Annotated in this window: 18 protein-coding genes; 2 read left to right on the forward strand and 16 right to left on the reverse strand. The window is 65.3% G+C overall.

All coding sequences use genetic code 11. The annotated features are described in order from the left end of the window. Positions 1–8 precede the first annotated feature (8 nt). Both argG and R9X41_RS17835 read left to right on the forward strand, forming a co-directional pair. Complete coding sequence (gene argG, locus R9X41_RS17830) at positions 9–1,343, forward strand: argininosuccinate synthase (RefSeq protein WP_318631781.1); 1,335 nt, start codon at positions 9–11, stop codon at positions 1,341–1,343. A 101-nt stretch (positions 1,344–1,444) separates the two neighbouring features. Beyond that, entirely contained in the window at positions 1,445–1,810 is a 366-nt protein-coding gene (locus R9X41_RS17835; protein ID WP_318631782.1) for a FlxA-like family protein, read from the forward strand. A 13-nt stretch (positions 1,811–1,823) separates the two neighbouring features. On the opposite strand, the gene R9X41_RS17840 is transcribed toward R9X41_RS17835, so the two are convergent. From R9X41_RS17840 to fabF, 16 genes are all read right to left on the reverse strand, one after another. Then, positions 1,824–2,045: a DUF167 domain-containing protein gene (locus tag R9X41_RS17840; RefSeq protein WP_318631783.1), complete on the reverse strand. Its 222-nt coding sequence runs from the start codon at positions 2,043–2,045 to the stop codon at positions 1,824–1,826. Between the two features lie 32 nt (positions 2,046–2,077). Beyond that, complete coding sequence (gene nagZ / locus R9X41_RS17845; RefSeq protein ID WP_318631784.1) at positions 2,078–3,157, reverse strand: beta-N-acetylhexosaminidase; 1,080 nt, start codon at positions 3,155–3,157, stop codon at positions 2,078–2,080. Then, positions 3,154–3,552, reverse strand: coding sequence for a holo-ACP synthase (gene acpS, locus R9X41_RS17850; RefSeq protein WP_318631785.1), 399 nt, complete (start codon positions 3,550–3,552; stop codon positions 3,154–3,156). Before acpS ends, nagZ begins: the two co-directional genes overlap by 4 nt. Before the next feature lie 16 nt (positions 3,553–3,568). Next, positions 3,569–4,339 carry a pyridoxine 5'-phosphate synthase gene (locus R9X41_RS17855; RefSeq protein ID WP_318631786.1) on the reverse strand — a complete coding sequence of 257 codons (771 nt, stop codon included), beginning with the start codon at positions 4,337–4,339 and terminating at the stop codon, positions 3,569–3,571. Continuing rightward, positions 4,336–5,109: a DNA repair protein RecO gene (recO, locus tag R9X41_RS17860; protein WP_318631787.1), complete on the reverse strand. Its 774-nt coding sequence runs from the start codon at positions 5,107–5,109 to the stop codon at positions 4,336–4,338. Before recO ends, R9X41_RS17855 begins: the two co-directional genes overlap by 4 nt. A gap of 20 nt (positions 5,110–5,129) precedes the next feature. Beyond that, the gene (era, locus tag R9X41_RS17865) at positions 5,130–6,038 is read right to left on the reverse strand and encodes a GTPase Era (protein ID WP_318635266.1); all 909 of its coding nucleotides are present in this window, start codon (positions 6,036–6,038) and stop codon (positions 5,130–5,132) included. 137 nt (positions 6,039–6,175) lie between these two features. Then, a complete protein-coding gene (gene rnc, locus R9X41_RS17870) occupies positions 6,176–6,871 on the reverse strand; it encodes a ribonuclease III (protein ID WP_318631788.1) in 696 nt (231 codons plus the stop codon). 31 nt (positions 6,872–6,902) lie between these two features. After that, positions 6,903–7,283 (reverse strand): DUF4845 domain-containing protein, encoded by a 381-nt coding sequence (locus R9X41_RS17875; RefSeq protein ID WP_318631789.1) that lies wholly within the window; start codon positions 7,281–7,283, stop codon positions 6,903–6,905. A gap of 29 nt (positions 7,284–7,312) precedes the next feature. Further along, on the reverse strand, positions 7,313–8,290 hold the full coding sequence (lepB, locus tag R9X41_RS17880) for a signal peptidase I (RefSeq protein ID WP_318631790.1): 978 nt from the start codon (positions 8,288–8,290) through the stop codon (positions 7,313–7,315). A 24-nt stretch (positions 8,291–8,314) separates the two neighbouring features. Beyond that, positions 8,315–10,123 carry a translation elongation factor 4 gene (gene lepA, locus R9X41_RS17885; RefSeq protein WP_318631791.1) on the reverse strand — a complete coding sequence of 603 codons (1,809 nt, stop codon included), beginning with the start codon at positions 10,121–10,123 and terminating at the stop codon, positions 8,315–8,317. Positions 10,124–10,588: 465 nt separating this feature from the next. After that, positions 10,589–12,097, reverse strand: a complete 1,509-nt coding sequence (locus R9X41_RS17890; protein ID WP_412556713.1) for a Do family serine endopeptidase — start codon at positions 12,095–12,097, stop codon at positions 10,589–10,591. A gap of 16 nt (positions 12,098–12,113) precedes the next feature. Further along, entirely contained in the window at positions 12,114–13,163 is a 1,050-nt protein-coding gene (locus R9X41_RS17895; protein WP_318631793.1) for a MucB/RseB C-terminal domain-containing protein, read from the reverse strand. A 41-nt stretch (positions 13,164–13,204) separates the two neighbouring features. Continuing rightward, on the reverse strand, positions 13,205–13,849 hold the full coding sequence (locus tag R9X41_RS17900) for a sigma-E factor negative regulatory protein (RefSeq protein WP_318631794.1): 645 nt from the start codon (positions 13,847–13,849) through the stop codon (positions 13,205–13,207). Positions 13,850–13,920: 71 nt separating this feature from the next. Next, entirely contained in the window at positions 13,921–14,586 is a 666-nt protein-coding gene (rpoE, locus tag R9X41_RS17905) for an RNA polymerase sigma factor RpoE (RefSeq protein WP_318631795.1), read from the reverse strand. Beyond that, complete coding sequence (locus R9X41_RS17910) at positions 14,583–15,068, reverse strand: hypothetical protein (RefSeq protein ID WP_318631796.1); 486 nt, start codon at positions 15,066–15,068, stop codon at positions 14,583–14,585. Before R9X41_RS17910 ends, rpoE begins: the two co-directional genes overlap by 4 nt. A 92-nt stretch (positions 15,069–15,160) precedes the next feature. Beyond that, positions 15,161–16,408 (reverse strand): beta-ketoacyl-ACP synthase II, encoded by a 1,248-nt coding sequence (gene fabF, locus R9X41_RS17915; protein ID WP_318631797.1) that lies wholly within the window; start codon positions 16,406–16,408, stop codon positions 15,161–15,163. Positions 16,409–16,483 lie beyond the last annotated feature (75 nt).

A 16,483-nucleotide genomic window follows, 5' to 3' on the forward strand; every position in this document is an offset into this window, starting at 1 on the left:
CGGCAACCATGGCCACCATCCTCCAGCACGTTCCCACCGGCCAGAAGGTCGGCATCGCCTTCTCGGGCGGCCTCGACACCAGCGCAGCCCTGCTCTGGATGAAGCAGAAGGGCGCCCTGCCCTACGCCTACACCGCCAACCTCGGCCAGCCCGACGAGCCCGACTACGACGAGATCCCGCGCAAGGCGATGCAGTACGGCGCCGAGCTCGCCCGCCTGATCGACTGCCGCCAGCAGCTCGCCACCGAAGGCATCGCCGCCCTGCAGGCCGGCGCCTTCCACATCTCCACGGCCGGCATCACCTACTTCAACACCACGCCGCTGGGCCGCGCGGTCACCGGCACCATGCTGGTGGCGGCCATGAAGGAAGACGACGTCAACATCTGGGGCGACGGCAGCACCTTCAAGGGCAACGACATCGAGCGCTTTTACCGCTACGGCCTGCTCGCCAACCCGTCGCTCAAGATCTACAAGCCCTGGCTCGACCAGCTGTTCATCGACGAGCTCGGCGGCCGCTCCGAAATGTCGGCCTTCATGACGGCCAACGGATTCGGCTACAAGATGTCGGCCGAAAAGGCCTACTCCACCGACTCCAACATGCTCGGCGCGACGCACGAGGCCAAGGACCTGGAAAGCCTGGGCAGCGGCATCCGCATCGTCAATCCGATCATGGGCGTGGCGTTCTGGAAAGATGAAGTCGCGGTCAAGGCCGAAGAGGTCACCGTGCGGTTCGAGGAAGGCCGCCCGGTCGCCCTCAACGGCCAGGAATACCCGGACCTGGTCGAGCTGATCATGGAAGCCAATCGCATCGGCGGCCGCCACGGCCTGGGCATGAGCGACCAGATCGAGAACCGCATCATCGAAGCCAAAAGCCGCGGCATCTACGAGGCTCCCGGCCTGGCGCTGCTGTTCATCGCCTACGAGCGCCTGGTGACCGGCATCCACAACGAGGACACCATCGAGCAGTACCGCGAAAACGGCCGCAAGCTCGGCCGCCTGCTCTACCAGGGCCGCTGGTTCGATCCGCAGGCGATCATGCTGCGCGAGGCCGCCCAGCGCTGGGTGGCGCGCGCGGTCACCGGCGAAGTCACGGTCGAACTGCGCCGCGGCAACGATTATTCGCTGCTCGACACCCGCTCGCCCAACCTCACCTATGCGCCGGAACGCCTGAGCATGGAAAAGGTGGAAGACGCGCCCTTCTCGCCGGCCGACCGCATCGGTCAGCTGACCATGCGCAACCTCGACATTGTCGATACTCGCGAGAAGCTGGCCATTTACTCCCAGGCCGGCCTGCTGTCGCAAGGCGGCACCTCCATGCCCAAGCTGCAGGGCAACAAGGACTGAATCGGCCCGCCGACAGGCGTATCGACCGGGTAAAGAAGCTTCAGTGGCCGGCGTGAACTGCCGATCCCATCAGGAAAACCAGTTCACGCCGGGAGCGCCGCATGCAAATCTCTTCATCCTCGTCGACCTCGTCCGCTGTCTCCGCCAGTTCTTCCACCACGTCGAACAGCGCCAGCAACGCATCGGACATCGCCAAGCTGCAGGCGCAGCTCAAGGAACTGACCGCCCAGCTCAAGGAAGCGGCCAGCGACAGCACCTTGAGCGCCGAAGCCAAGCAACAGAAGCAGCAGTTGCTGCAGGCGCAGATCGAGGCGATCCAGGCGCAGATCGCCGCCCTGCAGGCCAAGTCCGCGCAGGAAGCCCAGCAGAAGGCCGAAGCGAAGAAGCAGGCCGAAGGCCCGGCCCCGTCCACGGTACGCAAGCCCGAGGACAGCAGCCTGGGCAACAACCTAGACGTCTACGCCTGAAGCACCTTCGTCGTCAGTCTTCGGCGTCGATATCCACCAGTTTCATTCGGCCCGTCGCGCCGCTGCGAATGCGCACCGCGGCTTTGCGGCAGCCGAAGGCGTCGGCGATCAGCGCGATCAGCTCGGCGTTCGCCTTGCCGTCGACCGGCGCGGCCTTGATCTGGGCCGACCAGCTGCCGTCCTCTCCGCACGACAACAGACTGGCCCGGGCATTCGGCTTGACCTTGACCTGCAAGGTTCGACGCCCGCCCGATACCGACATGCGCTTCAGGCCGTAGGCAACAACGACCGCGCGTGGCGATACGCCGGATCGGCCTGCAACGCTTCCCAACGCGAGGCTTCGCCACGCGGCAGCAGCGCCAGGCGGCGGCGCTCGGCGTCCGGCGTCGACACCGCACCCGCCGCATACGCCTCGCCGACACCGTCGATCAGCGCGTCGACCGCCCGCCCGTCACCCAGGCTCTGGTTGCAGAGCAAGGCCAGGTCGCAGCCGGCCTGCAAGGCCAGCAAGGCGGCGGCCACATGACTGACCGCCTTGCCGTGAACGCGGCGCGCGCCCTCCATGCTGAGATCGTCGCTGACGATGGCGCCGTCGAAACCCAGCCGCTGCCGTAGCACGTCCTGCAGCCAGCGGCGCGAGAAGCCGGCGGGCAGATCGTCGACCTGGGTGTAGACCACGTGCGCGGGCATGACGGCCGTCAGGGTGGCGCTGAGTCCCGCATACGGCGACGCGTCGTCGGCCAGGATGGCTTCGAGCGGGCGATCGTCCGAAGGATGGCCGATATGCGAGTCGGCCTGCGCATAGCCGTGCCCGGGAAAGTGCTTGCCGCAGTGCTGCATGCCGGCGCGCAGCAGGCCGTGCGCCACGCAGCGGGCCAGCGCCGCCACGATGCGCGGGTCACGGCTGAAGCTGCGGTCACCGATGACGCTGCTGGCGCCGTGGTGCAGGTCGAGCACCGGGGTGAAGCTGAAGTCGATGCCGCAGGCGCGCAGCTCGCTCGCCAGCACGTGACCGGCAGCGCAGGCGGCGTCCATGGCGCGAGTGGCGCCGGTCGGCTGGGCATCGCTCGCGTCAGAGGACCACAAATCGCCGAAATACCGCATCGCCGGCAGATGCGTGAAGCCGTCGGCACGAAAGCGCTGCACGCGCCCGCCTTCGTGGTCGATGCAGATCAGCAGATCGGGCCGGATCGATTTGATCTCGGCCGAAAGCGCGGTGATCTGCGCCCGGTCGTGCCAGTTGCGTGCGAAATAGATCAGCCCGCCGACGAGTGGGTGCGCAATGCGGCGGCGGTCGTCGGGTGTGAGCTCGGTGCCCGCGATGTCGATGATCAGGGGCGATGTCATGGGCGGTTCTGCTCCACGACCACGAAGGTCGCGGCGTAATCGGTTTCATCGGTCACGGTGACGTGGGCCGACAGGTGACGGGCCTCGAACCACTCCTTCAGCGCCGCATGCAGCACGATCGCCGGCTTGCCGCTGGGCTCGTTGAGGATCTCGCACAGGCTCCACGCCATCGGCGAGCGAATGCCCAGCCCGATCGCCTTGCTGAAGGCCTCTTTGGCCGAGAAGCGGGTGGCCAGGTAGCGTATGCCGCGGTCGGGCCAGCGCGCGCCGCGCGCGCGCCAGGTCTTCAATTCCGTCGGGCCGAGTACGCGTTCGGCGAAGCGGTCGCCGTGGCGCTCCAGGCTGGCCCGGATGCGGCGGATGTCACAGATGTCGGTGCCGATGCCGTAGATCATGCGTCGGATCGGCTGCTCACGCGCGGGCGTCGGTGATGCACTGCAGATAGGCGGCGACGGCGGCCGCATAGCCCATCTCGAGCGCGTCGGCGATGAGCGCATGGCCGATCGACACCTCCTGCACCTGGGGCGCGGCCTTCAGGAACGCGGTGAGGTTGTCGCGATTGAGGTCGTGGCCGGCGTTCACGCCCAGGCCGTTGTCGTGCGCGGCCTGCGCCGCGGCGGCGAAGCGCTCGAGCTGCGCCCCGGCCTCCGGCGTGCCGTGGGCGGCGGCGTAGGGCTCGGTATAGAGCTCCACCCGATCGGCGCCGACCGCTCGGGCGTCGGCCATGGAGGCGGCGTCTGCGTCCATGAACAGGCTGACGCGTACGCCGAGCTGTCGGCACTCCTCGATCAGCGGCCGCAGGCGTTCAGCGTCTTCCGGAAAGCGCCAGCCGTGGTCGCTGGTGAACTGGCCTTCGCTGTCGGGCACGAAGGTGGCCTGGTTGGGCCGAAGCTCGCGCACGAAGTCCATCAGGTTGTGGAAGGGATTGCCTTCGATGTTGAACTCGACGCGCGGCCACTTCAGCAGCAGTTCGGCGAGCTCGTGCACATCTTCGGCACGGATGTGGCGGGCGTCGGGCCGGGGATGGACGGTGATGCCCTGGGCACCGGCCTCCAGGCACAGGGTCGCCGCGCGGGTCACGCTGGGAATGCCGAGGTGCCGGGTGTTGCGTACCAGCGCAACCTTGTTGAGGTTGACCGATAGCGCGGTGCGGGGCGTGGTGGCGGAGGCGTCGTCGCTCATAGCTTTTGCAGGTCGATCATCATCTGGCGGGTGCGCAGGGTTGCGCCGCCGGTATGGTAGTGCAGCAGGTTGCGCAGCTGCAGCTTGAGGTCGCCCACCGCGGTAGCGGCGGCGACCGCGTGCAGGGTGGGCAGGAAGGGGGCGTCGTGGTCGTCCATCGCCGACTGCAGGGCCAGCCAGTGCGTGCCGGTGAGCGCTCCACGCTCGTCGGCACCGGCCGCTCGCAGACCGGCTTCGGGCACCAGCAGGTAGCGGGCATCGGTCGACAGGGCTTGCTGGGTCGCGGTCTGGCGATCGAGGCCGGGCAGCAGGCCGACCTCGCGCAGCAACAACAGCTCGAAGGCGCGCAACACCGGCTGCAGCGCTTCGCCATGCTCGGACGCCAGCACGCGCACCACGCCGGCGTAGGCGTCGAACAGCCGGGGATGCGCGTCGTCGCGTGCCAGCAGACGCAGCAGCAGCTCGTTGAGATACAGGCCCGACAGCAGCGCGTCGCCGGTCGGCATGACATGGCCGCCGACCCATTCGGCGCCCTTGAGGTTGTGGATCTCGGCGTCTTCGCCAGCGGCGAAAGTCCAGCTCAGCCGCAGCGGCTGAAGCGGCAGCAGCACCGGACGGAAGTTGGAGCTCGGGCGCTTGGCGCCCTTGGCGACCAGCGCCACGCGGCCGCGCGACCGCGTGAAGGTTTCGAGGATCAGGCTGGATTCGCTCCAGTCGTAGCGATGCAGCACGAAGCCCGGCTCGTCCGAGACACGCTTGACGGCAGGCACTTCAGGCGCCGCCCGCCGCTTTATTCATAGCCGAAGGAGCGGACCCGCGCCTCGTCGTCCGCCCAGCCCGATCGCACCTTGACCCACAGCTCCAGGAACACCTTGGCGTCCATCGCCTTCTCCAGCTCCTGGCGGGCTTCGGTGCCGATGCGCTTAAGGCGCTCGCCCTTGTCGCCGATCACCATCGCCTTGTGACTGTCGCGCTCGACCACCAGTGTGGCGGCGATGCGCACCATGCGCTTGTGGGTCTTGCTGGCCTCCTCCTCGAACTTGTCGATGATGACGGTCGAGGTGTAGGGCAGCTCGTCGCCGGTGAAGCGGAACAGTTTTTCACGCACGGTTTCGCTGGCGAGGAACTTCTCGCTGCGGTCGGTGAGTTCGTCCTCGGCATACCACCAGGCCTGCTCCGGCAGGTACTTCTCGCAGATGCCGAACAGGCGCTGGATGTCGCCTGCGTTCTTGGCCGACATCGGCACGAACTCGGTGAACGGATGGCGCTCCTGCATCGACTTGAGCCAGGGCGCCAGTTCCGCACGCCGGTTGACCGCATCGAGCTTGTTGGCGATCAGCAGCGCCGGCACGCCAGGCTTGAGCAGGGACAGCACCTTGGCGTCGCCCAGGGTGAAACTGCCGGCCTCGACCACGAAAAGCACCAGGTCGACGTCGCCGACCGCGCCCAGCACCGTCTTGTTGAGCGACTTGTTCAGCGCGGTGTTATGCCGCGTCTGGAAGCCGGGCGTATCGACGAAGATGAATTGCGTCGCGCCCTGGGTGCGGATGCCGGTGATGCGGTGGCGCGTGGTCTGGGCCTTGCGCGAGGTGATGCTGATCTTCTGGCCGACCAGCGCATTGAGCAGCGTCGACTTGCCCACGTTGGGCTTGCCCACGATGGCGATCACGCCGCAGTGCTGCGCGCTGCCGTCGGGCATGGTGCCGGTGGCCGTCAGGGCACCGCCACCCACCGGCGGGATCGGCGGCATGGCCGGCATGTCGGGCAGGCCGGTGGGGTCCTGGCTTTCGGTGCTCTCGTCACCGGGCGCGGGAGCCGCGTCTTGCGGAGCGTCGTTCATGGATTCCTTGATTTCAAATGGGCCAGCATGGCCGAGGCTGCGGCTTGCTCGCCCGCACGACGCGATCCGCCTATGCCGCGTTCGGTCTTGCCGGTTTCGGTGATCTCGCACTCGACGTCGAACGTCTGCCGGTGCGCGGCGCCGAGTACCGCTACCACGCGGTAAACCGGCAATTTCATTTTGCGACCCTGCAGCCACTCCTGCAACTCGGTCTTCGGGTCCTTCTCGGCAGCCGGCATGCGGGGTGTGATGTCGAGCTTGGCGAAGAGTCGATCGACCAGCGCCGCCGCCTTGTCGTAGCCCGCATCGCAATACACCGCGCCGATCAGCGCTTCTAGCACGTCGGCCAGGATGGACGGGCGCTTGTGGCCGCCCGAACGTGCTTCACCCTCGCCGAGGCGCAAGGCTTCGGGAAGATCGAGTTCCAGCGCCAGACCGTGCAGGGTTTCCTGCCGGACGAGGTTGGCCCGCACCCGAGAAAGATCGCCTTCGGCCAAGGCGCCGAGGCGGCGATACAGCAGATCGGATACGGCAAGGTTGAGGACGGAATCACCGAGGAATTCGAGCCGCTCGTAGTGGTCGGACGAAAAGCTTCGGTGGGTGAGCGCGCGCTGCAGGAGCCGCGTATCGGCGAACGTGTGTTGCAGCCGCGTCTGCACGGCTGCCTGTGCCGCATTCAGGAACGGCGTCATCGAGGAAACAGATTCAGGGTGAGTGCAGCGCTCAGTGCGCGCTGCCGGTGTAGTTGATGACGAGGGACGCGGGGCCGAACAGGTGCAGTTCCTTGCGATAGGCAAAGGACACCTTGAAGCCCGGTGCGTTGTTGGCGTTCGGCTCGATCTCGAGATCCTTGCCGGTGATCGACGCGATGTCGTCGATCTGCGCGGAGCGGTCGAAGGCCGAGCGCACCGTGGCCGGCGTGGGCTGCGACTTGGCGCGCTCCACCGCCTTCAGCACGGCCTGGTACTCGATGGCTGACGGCACGATGCGCATCGTCAGCAAGGCGGCCGCGCCGATGATGAAGATGACGAAGAGCAGGCCCAGCAAGCCCAGCCCGCGCTGACGACGGGCGCGTGTGGCGCCGTATTGGCTCGAAATGGACATCCGGTTCGTCTCCATGCGTGGCGCGCGGCTCAATCGAAAGTGCCGATGCGCTTGAGGTTGGTGAAGTTCATCCAGATCAGGAAAGCCTTGCCGATGATGTTCTGGTCGGGCACGAAGCCCCAGAAACGCGAATCCAGCGAGTTGTCGCGGTTGTCGCCCATCATGAAGTAGTAGCCGTCGGGCACCTTGCAGGTGACACCTTCGACCGTGTAGCGGCAATTGCTGCGGTAGGCGAAGTCGGAAGCGCCGGGAACATAGGCCGGGCGTTCGTCGTCGTTGAGGACGCGGTGCTTGTGCTCGCCGAGCTGCTCTTCGAGCTGCTTGAAGTAGCGCATGGAGTCTTCTTCGAAGAAGTCGCTCGTCGCCTGCGTGGGTACCGGCTTGCCGTTGATGGTGAGCCGCTTGTTCAGGTAGGCCACTTCGTCGCCCGGAATGCCGACCACCCGCTTGATGTAGTCGACGCTGGGCTGCGGCGGATAACGGAACACCATCACGTCGCCCCGGGCCGGCGGCGTGCCGTTGGTGAGCTTGGTGTTGATGACCGGCAACCGGATGCCGTAGGCGAACTTGTTCACCAGGATCAGGTCTCCGACGAGCAGCGTGGGGATCATGGATCCGGAAGGAATCTTGAACGGCTCGAACAGGAAGGACCGCAGCACGAACACGATGACGATGACCGGGAACAGGCCTGCCGTCCAGTCCAGCCACCACGGCTGCGCGAGGATGCGGCTGCGTGCCTGGCTCAGGTCGGCGTCGTCGCTGCCATCGACCTTGTCGATGCCCATGCGCTGCAACTCTTCGCGACGCGCGGCGGTGGACGCCACCAGGGTGTCGGCCGCCCGTCGGCGGCGCGGCAGGAAGATGAAGCGCTCGGCCAGCCAGTAGCAGCCGGTGACCACGGTCGCCAGCAACAACAACAGAGCGAAATTACCTTCGAGCATGCCGAAGTACCAGGCGCCGGCATAGGCGACAAACGCCGCGAGGATCGCGGTGGTGAGAATCTGCATCGATCCGTCCGATAAGGCTTTTTATTAATCTTCGACCTGCAGGATCGCGAGGAACGCTTCCTGCGGCACTTCGACAGAGCCGATCTGCTTCATGCGCTTCTTGCCCGCCTTCTGCTTTTCGAGCAGCTTGCGCTTGCGGGAAACGTCACCGCCGTAGCATTTTGCCAGCACGTTCTTGCGCAGTGCCTTGACCGTCTCGCGGGCGATGATGTTGGCGCCGATGGCCGCCTGGATGGCCACGTCGAACATCTGCCGGCTGATGATCTCGCGCATCTTCGCGACCACCGCACGGCCTCGGTACTGGCTCTGGCTGCGGTGCACGATGATGGAAAGCGCATCGACCTTGTCGCCGTTGAGCAGGATATCGACCTTCACCACGTCCGACGCCCGATATTCCTTGAACTCGTAGTCCATGGAGGCATAGCCCCGGCTCACCGACTTCAGCTTGTCGAAGAAGTCCAGCACGATCTCTCCGAGCGGCATTTCATAGGTAAGCATCACCTGCCGGCCGTGGTAGGCCATGCTGATCTGCACGCCGCGCTTCTGGTTGGCCAGGGTCATCACCGAGCCCACGTGTTCCTGCGGCATGTACAGATGCACTGTGACGATGGGCTCGCGAATCTCCTGCAGCTTGCCCTGATCGGGCATCTTGGACGGGTTTTCGACCATGATGATCTCGCCATCGCCCTTGACCACTTCGTACACCACGCTTGGCGCGGTCGTGATCAGGTCCTGGTCGAACTCGCGCTCCAGGCGCTCCTGCACGATCTCCATGTGCAGCAGGCCGAGGAAGCCGCAGCGAAAGCCGAAGCCCAGCGCCTGCGAGACTTCCGGCTCGTAGTGCAGCGACGAGTCGTTGAGCTTGAGCTTCTCGAGTGCGTCGCGCAGCGCGTCGTATTCGCTGGACTCGGTCGGGTAGAGCCCGGCGAACACCTGCGGCTGGATCTCCTTGAAGCCCGGCAGCGCTTCGGTCGCCGGACCGAGGTTGTTCGGCAGCTTCTTCTCGAGCGTGATCGTGTCGCCCACCTTGGCCGCCTGCAGCTCCTTGATGCCCGCGATGATGTAGCCCACCTCGCCCGCCTCCAACGAGTCGCGCGGCGAGTTGGCGGGCGTGAACACGCCGAGGTTGTCGGCGTTGTAGACCGCGCCGCTCGCCATCATCTTGAAGCGGTCGCCCTTGGCCAGGCGGCCATCGACCATGCGCACGAGCATCACGACGCCGACGTAGGTGTCGAACCAGCTGTCGACGATCATCGCGCGCAGCGGCGCATCGCGCTGGCCCTTGGGTGCGGGAATGTTGGCGACGATGGCTTCGAGGATCTCGTCCACGCCCATGCCGGACTTGGCCGAGCAAGGGATCGCGTTGGTCGCATCGATGCCGATGACGTCTTCGATCTCGGCCTTGGCGTTCTCGGGATCGGCCTGCGGCAGGTCCATCTTGTTGAGAACCGGCAGCACCTCGACCCCCAGGTCCAGGGCCGTGTAGCAATTCGCGACCGTCTGTGCTTCCACGCCTTGCGATGCATCGACTACGAGCAAAGCGCCTTCACATGCGGAGAGCGATCGCGACACCTCGTACGAGAAGTCGACATGGCCCGGCGTGTCGATGAGGTTGAGGTTGTAGACCTGGCCGTCGGCGGCCTTGTATTGAAGCGCGGCGGTTTGCGCCTTGATGGTTATCCCACGTTCCTTTTCGATGTCCATCGAGTCCAGAACCTGCGCCTCCATCTCTCGATCGGACAGACCACCACAGCGCTGAATGATCCGGTCCGCCAATGTCGATTTGCCGTGGTCGATGTGCGCGATGATCGAAAAATTTCTGATGTGCTTCATCAACGGGAACGCTTAAGTAATTGAATTGTTTGGCACGCACAAAGAAAAAAGGGCGCGTCGAGTGGCGACGCGCCCTGAACCAACAATCTATGGCAACTGCGATAGCTGGAGTTTCATTGTAGGCAAAAAGGCTGATACGTACAGTTCGCCTACCGCGAGCCGGGGTCGTTGCAGTGTGGCAACGAAAAAGTTATCAACAGGATGTCAACAGGATGCCGTCTTAATCTTTTGAACAACATGTGGGCGGCCTGTGGATCCCCTGTGCACGACTTCACTCCATATCGCATCGTGGATTGGCAGGTACGCCATATATCGTAATGCGAAGTACGCGAGCCCTATTCTATCGAAACTCTGCATGACAAAATTTAGCGTCGGTAGCAAGCGAACACTTCAAAATGCACATCGGGCGCACTCTGAATCGGTAAAGACCCGCAAGACCACTCGATTTCGAAGGGCTTAGGGCCGTCATTTGGTGGGACGGATCAGCAGATATTGAGCCCACTCACCGCGTCGCACCAAAACGTTCGCCACCTTGCTCCGGTCGAGCTTGGCAAGCGCTGCTTCGAATTCCTTCACGGTCGAAACTTCCGCATTGCCGACAGCAAGGATGACGTCACCTTCTTTCACGCCGGCTCGGGCGGCGCCATCGGTAGCGCTTTCCACCCGGACGCCACCCTTGAGCTTGAGTTCCTTCTTCTGGGCGGCGGTGAGTTCGCTCACGGCCAATCCCAATACTTTCCCGGCACTCGAAGCCGGCGCCTTCTCCGCTTTTGCGGGCGCGGGCGCCGCGGCGACCTCGTCCGGCTCGATCTCGGCGATGGTCACCGCGATATCACGTGTAGCACCGCGGCGGAACACGCCAAGCGTGCTCTTGGTGCCCGGCTTGGTTCCACCAACCAGGCGCGGCAGATCGCTCGGCCGCTCGATCGTTTTTCCGTCGAACCTCACGATGATGTCGCCGGGTTCGACGCCCGCCTTCTCGGCAGGAGATCCGGACTGCACGCCGCGCACCAGCGCGCCGCGTGCAGCACCCAGGCCGAGAGACTCCGCGACCTCGCGACTGACCTGGTCGATCTCGACGCCGATGCGGCCACGGGACACCCGGCCGGATTGCCGGAGCTGGTCGCTGACGCGAATCGCCTCGTCGATCGGGATGGAGAACGAGATGCCCATGAAGCCGCCGGAGCGCGAATAGATCTGGCTGTTGATGCCGACCACCTCGCCACGCAGGTTGATCAAGGGACCGCCCGAGTTGCCCGGGTTGATCGCGACATCGGTCTGGATGAAGGGCAGGTATTCGCCCGTGTCGCGCTGCTTGGCGCTGACGATGCCGGCCGTTACCGTGTTTTCCAGGCCGAAAGGCGAGCCGATCGCCATCACCCACTCACCGACGCGGAGCTTGGCGAGATCGGGCGCAATGCGCACGGCCGGCAGGCCGGTCGCCTCGATCTTCACCACCGCCACATCGGTCCGCTTGTCGGCGCCGATGATCTTGGCCTTGAATTCGCGTTTGTCGGTCAGCGTGACAATGACTTCGTCGGCACCGTCCACCACGTGGGCGTTGGTCATGACGAAGCCGTCCGGGGTGAGCACGAAGCCCGAGCCGACGCCGCGCGGCTGCTCTTCGTCGGGCTGCGGCGCGGGCTGGTTGCGCGGCTGCTGCTTGGGACGCGGCACCGCCTTGGGGACCGGAATGCCGAAGCGCTTGAAGAACTCGAGCATGTCTTCATCCATGTCCCCCATCTGCGCATTGGGCGACACCCGTTCGAGCGTGCGGATGTTGACCACCGAAGGCCCCACCTGCTCCACCAGATCGGCGAAGTCCGGCAAGCTCCTGGCTACCACCGGCGGGCTCGCGGTCACGGCCTGAGCCTGCGCCGGCAGACCGGAAAACAGCAGGGTCGAGCCCAGCACGGCCGTCAGCAAGCGGCTGGAGGCGTTCATGCGCCGGTGATGGCGTTCGATCGACAGCATCTTCATATTTCCAATCTCAAGGGCGCCGCTCGAGAATCGCGGCGAATGCATCCAGGGTTTGCGGCGGAACCTCGCCCATGGCCGTGAGCCACCAGTCACCGGCGACACGGCGACCGAGCATCTGCGTCAGGCCGGCCATGCTGCGCCATTCCTGCCGGGGCTTTTCGCCGTACGGTTCGATGAAAAGGGACACGGTGGCGAGGCCGTCCGAAAAAATCCATTGGACGGCACCTGGCACATTGCCTGGTGCACGTTTGTAGCAATCGAGGGACTCGAAGCCCGGTACCGCCGCCCGGGCGAGCCAACCTTCGGCTTCGGCCGAGGTACGGACACGTTCGAGCTTCTCGAGCTTGTAGGCGCCGATGTTGCCCATCGCCTGCTGCATCTTGTCCGCGCGCAAGGGCACATCGAACTGGAGATCGGAGAAGGCGGCCTGCTCCAGCACGTGGCCGTGCTTGTCGAGCGTCTGGAGCTGGACCGCGAAACCGGAGCGCCGCTCGACCCAGAGGCGGTAGCCGTACCGGGCGGCGTCGCGAGGCATCAGTTGGAACACGTCGGTATCGAATCCAGCGACGCGCTCGGTTCCGCCCGGCTTGACGAGGTAGAACTCACCCACCACTCCGGCGTGGACGCGCGCCAGATGCGGAAACAGCCCGACGGTGTCGCGCTGCTCCAGCCGGGCGGTATGGGTATCGGGAAGATAGGTCGTGACCTGGTTGTTGCGCCGGAAGACCAGGCGGGGCGTGCCGGTGAGCGACTCCATCCGCTCGATCTGCTGACCGGCCTCCGACAGATGCCAGACGCGCGAGCTGGCCATCGCTCCGTTGGCCGACAAGACCACGAAGGTGCCGGTGTAGGTCTTCTTGCGCGCCGCCTCGCGCGCGCGTTGTAGAACCTGGGTGATGGAGGCCTGGTTGCCGTGATTGCCGGGTTCGGTTCGCGACCGGCCATCGACGTCGGCCGCTGCGGGCTCCGACGAGGTCTGTGCGGCGGCGGCGGTACACAGGCCGAGCAGGCACAAGGTGGGCAGGCGCCGGAGGAGTCTTCTCAGCAGTGTCGCGCTCATGGGTTCGAGGTTCTCACCGGCCTTTTCGGCCCATCGCGGCATCAGCGCGGAGCGTCATCGGTGACGCTCACGTTGCGGACCAGGCGCGCGGGACTCTGCAGCGCCGAACCGCCCACGGCGCGGTTGTGCGCCGCGAGCAGTTCGTCGAGTTGCGCGTTGCGCAGCATGACGGGCGGCGCCTCGTTGGACGTTTCATTGGCCACCGGGAGCTCGACCCGTACCGTCTGAATGTCGCCACCCGCCGGCACGGCCCGGGCCAGCGCGGCTCCTGTCTGTTCGGGAGCGCCGGCCTGGAGAACTTGCCAGCCGATGACCGCGACCGCCGCGAGCGACGCGAACCCGGCAGCGACCTTCCAACGAAACACATCCGCGTTCGCCGCGTTCCGACCGGGCTGCGGCACCACGACGGGCGCGGCGACAGGTGCGCCGACCGTGCGGGCCGGCTCCTGCGCCAGTCGTGATTCGAGGCGCGCGAGAAAATCGAGGTCCGAGCTGCCATCGGCCAGGCTGGGCGAGCGCAGGGTGTCGCCGATGAGGTGATACGCATGCCAGCGGGCACGGGCCTGGCCGTCGGCGCCGAGCGCGTCCAGGGCCACGGCGAACGCCTCGCCCCGCAACGCGCCGTCGGCGAGGGCCGACATCGCATCGTCTTCGGGAAGTATCTGGGTTTGTTGATTGCTGATCATTGCTGCACCTGCCGTCGTTTTGGGCCAAGCCTTCGCTGTCTCCATGCGGGCACCACGGTTCATTCCGGTCGTCACCACCGTTTGCCGGATCGGCTTTCGAGTAGGGGACGCACCTTCGCAGATATCGCCTCCCGCGCCCGGAAGATCCGCGAACGAACCGTACCGATCGGACAATCCATCGCTTCCGCGATCTCTTCGTAGCTCAATCCCTCGATTTCCCGCAGCGTAACCGCCTGACGCAGATCCTCGGGCAGGGCGTCCATCGCCGCATTCACCGTCGCGGCGATTTCCTTCGCCGCGAACACCGTTTCCGGTGTCTCGTCGCTGCTTAGTTCATGGTCGAACGCGGAAGTTTCATCGTCGTCGGCTCCGGAACGTAACGCGTTCTCCGAAATCACGGGATTGCGCCGCATGTCGACCAGGGATTTCTTGGCCGTGTTGACCGCGATGCGGTAGAGCCAGGTATAGAACTGCGCATCGCCGCGAAACTGATGCAGCGCGCGGTAGGCCCGGATGAAGGTTTCCTGCGCGATGTCCTCGACCAGCTCCGCATCGCGGACCATGCGACCGATCAGGCGTTCGATTCGACGCCGATATTTGAGCACCAGCAAGCCGTAGGCGCGCTGGTCGCCGGCGACGGTCCGTTGAACGAGCAACAGGTCGCTGTCGGCTGCGGTCGCGGGATCGTCGGGTATGACGATGACGGGCGCGGGCGGATTCTCGGGCTGCTCGCTCATGCCGCTCCCTGCGCGCTGGTCCGGGCGGGCGACAGCGCGTCCGCCTGCGCGGCCGTCACGGCGCAACGCAGTGCATGCCAGCGCTGGGGTGCCGCCGACCGATCGACGAAAACCCAGGCCGGGAGCCTGCCCGACTGCTTGAGCCGCAACAGCATGGACGACTGGAGATCGAGGGAAACGCTGATCGAAGCGCTCTCGATCAAGGGCTTGTCCGTGATCGTGGACGGGACCGATTCGTCGATCGACCAGGCCTCACCGTTCCACCGCAACATGCGGGGCCGGCCACAAAGCCATTGGATCATCGCCGCCAGGCCGACGCCGATCGTCCAGCCGCCCACCAGCAGACCGGCCCACACCGAAGTCCGTGTGCCGGCCAGCCAACCGACGACCGGCGCCGCGCCAAGCAGCCACATCATCGCCAAGCAGACGGCCTCCCGCCGCGAACGCAAGACCGGGTAGGCGACCGAGGCGGCGCTATGCATGGGTCTGCAGCGTGCGGCGATGCAGTATCAGACCCTGGGCCGCAGAAAATCGATCGGTGACGACGTCATAAGCGGGTGTGCCGGCACGAAGGTCAGGCAAAGCGCTTGAACACCAGCGAACCGTTGGTACCGCCGAAGCCGAAATTGTTCTTCAGCGCCACGTCGATCTTCAGGTCCCGCGCGGTGTTGGCGCAGTAGTCCAGGTCGCACTCGGGATCCTGATCGAAGATGTTGATCGTCGGCGGACTTTTCTGGTGGTGGATCGCCAGCACCGTGAAGACGCTCTCGATGCCACCCGCCCCGCCCAGCAGGTGACCAGTCATCGACTTGGTGGAGTTCACCACCGTTTTGTAGGCGTGGTCACCCAATGCCGCCTTGATGGCGTTGGATTCGTTGACGTCGCCGATCTGGGTCGAGGTACCGTGCGCATTGACGTAATCGACCTGGTCCGGATTGACGCCTGCATTGCGCAATGCCATTTGCATCGACCGCTGCGGACCACCGACGCTGGGCGAGGTTACGTGATAGGCGTCGGCACTCATGCCGAAGCCGGAGACTTCGGCGTAGATCTTGGCGCCACGGGCCTTGGCGTGTTCGTATTCCTCGAGCACCAGCACGCCGGCGCCCTCGCCCAACACGAAGCCGTCACGATCCTTGTCCCAGGGACGGGACGCGGTCTGCGGGCTGTCGTTGCGGGTGGAAAGGGCACGCGGCGCGGTGAAGCCGCCGACACCCAGCGGCGAAACCGTGGCTTCCGCGCCGCCAGCGATCATGACGTCGGCATCGCCGTACTCGATCATGCGGGCCGACAGACCGATCGCATGCAAGCCGGTCGTGCAGGCGGTCACCACCGATACGTTGGGGCCCTTGAAGCCGAAGCGAATGGAGACGTGGCCGGAGATCATGTTGATGATCGAAGCCGGCACGAAGAAGGGGGAAATCCTGCGTGGACCGCGGCCTTCCAATTCGGCATGGGTCCGCTCGATCATCGGCAGACCACCGATGCCCGAACCGATGTTGCAACCGATACGGGTGGCGGCCTCTTCGTCCAGCGCATCGCCGGTCGGCAAGCCGCTGTCCAGCACCGCCTGCGCGGCAGCCGCGACACCGAGATGGATGAAACGATCCATGTGCCGGGCTTCCTTCTCCGGCATGTACTGGGTCACATCGAAGCCCTTCACTTCACCCGCGAACTTGCAGGCGAAATTGCTCGCATCGAATTGGGTGATGAAGTCGATGCCAGGAGTTCCGGCGAGGATGTTGGTCCAGGCGTCGGCCACCGTGTTGCCCACGGGGGTGACGCAGCCCAGACCGGTCACGACGACGCGTCGACGGCTCATGCGGTGAAAACCTTCTTCAAGGAAGCGCAAAAATGAATAAGACCCGAAGGTCGAGAAACAGCGCGCGATCCGCGA

Origin of the sequence: Xylophilus sp. GOD-11R (genome assembly GCF_033546935.1) — a bacterium.
Classification (GTDB): domain Bacteria; phylum Pseudomonadota; class Gammaproteobacteria; order Burkholderiales; family Burkholderiaceae_C; genus Xylophilus.

What these genes read in the sequence shown, in the direction of transcription:
- argG (WP_318631781.1), top strand. Translation starts at nt 9, where the DNA reads ATGGCCACCATCCTCCAGCACGTTCCCACCGGCCAGAAGGTCGGCATC.
- R9X41_RS17835 (WP_318631782.1), top strand. Translation starts at nt 1,445, where the DNA reads ATGCAAATCTCTTCATCCTCGTCGACCTCGTCCGCTGTCTCCGCCAGT.
- nagZ (WP_318631784.1), bottom strand. Translation starts at nt 3,157, where the DNA reads ATGACATCGCCCCTGATCATCGACATCGCGGGCACCGAGCTCACACCC.
- acpS (WP_318631785.1), bottom strand. Translation starts at nt 3,552, where the DNA reads ATGATCTACGGCATCGGCACCGACATCTGTGACATCCGCCGCATCCGG.
- R9X41_RS17855 (WP_318631786.1), bottom strand. Translation starts at nt 4,339, where the DNA reads ATGAGCGACGACGCCTCCGCCACCACGCCCCGCACCGCGCTATCGGTC.
- era (WP_318635266.1), bottom strand. Translation starts at nt 6,038, where the DNA reads ATGCCCGACGGCAGCGCGCAGCACTGCGGCGTGATCGCCATCGTGGGC.
- rnc (WP_318631788.1), bottom strand. Translation starts at nt 6,871, where the DNA reads ATGACGCCGTTCCTGAATGCGGCACAGGCAGCCGTGCAGACGCGGCTG.
- R9X41_RS17875 (WP_318631789.1), bottom strand. Translation starts at nt 7,283, where the DNA reads ATGTCCATTTCGAGCCAATACGGCGCCACACGCGCCCGTCGTCAGCGC.
- lepB (WP_318631790.1), bottom strand. Translation starts at nt 8,290, where the DNA reads ATGCAGATTCTCACCACCGCGATCCTCGCGGCGTTTGTCGCCTATGCC.
- lepA (WP_318631791.1), bottom strand. Translation starts at nt 10,123, where the DNA reads ATGAAGCACATCAGAAATTTTTCGATCATCGCGCACATCGACCACGGC.
- R9X41_RS17890 (WP_412556713.1), bottom strand. Translation starts at nt 12,097, where the DNA reads ATGCTGTCGATCGAACGCCATCACCGGCGCATGAACGCCTCCAGCCGC.
- R9X41_RS17895 (WP_318631793.1), bottom strand. Translation starts at nt 13,163, where the DNA reads ATGAGCGCGACACTGCTGAGAAGACTCCTCCGGCGCCTGCCCACCTTG.
- R9X41_RS17900 (WP_318631794.1), bottom strand. Translation starts at nt 13,849, where the DNA reads ATGATCAGCAATCAACAAACCCAGATACTTCCCGAAGACGATGCGATG.
- rpoE (WP_318631795.1), bottom strand. Translation starts at nt 14,586, where the DNA reads ATGAGCGAGCAGCCCGAGAATCCGCCCGCGCCCGTCATCGTCATACCC.
- R9X41_RS17910 (WP_318631796.1), bottom strand. Translation starts at nt 15,068, where the DNA reads ATGCATAGCGCCGCCTCGGTCGCCTACCCGGTCTTGCGTTCGCGGCGG.
- fabF (WP_318631797.1), bottom strand. Translation starts at nt 16,408, where the DNA reads ATGAGCCGTCGACGCGTCGTCGTGACCGGTCTGGGCTGCGTCACCCCC.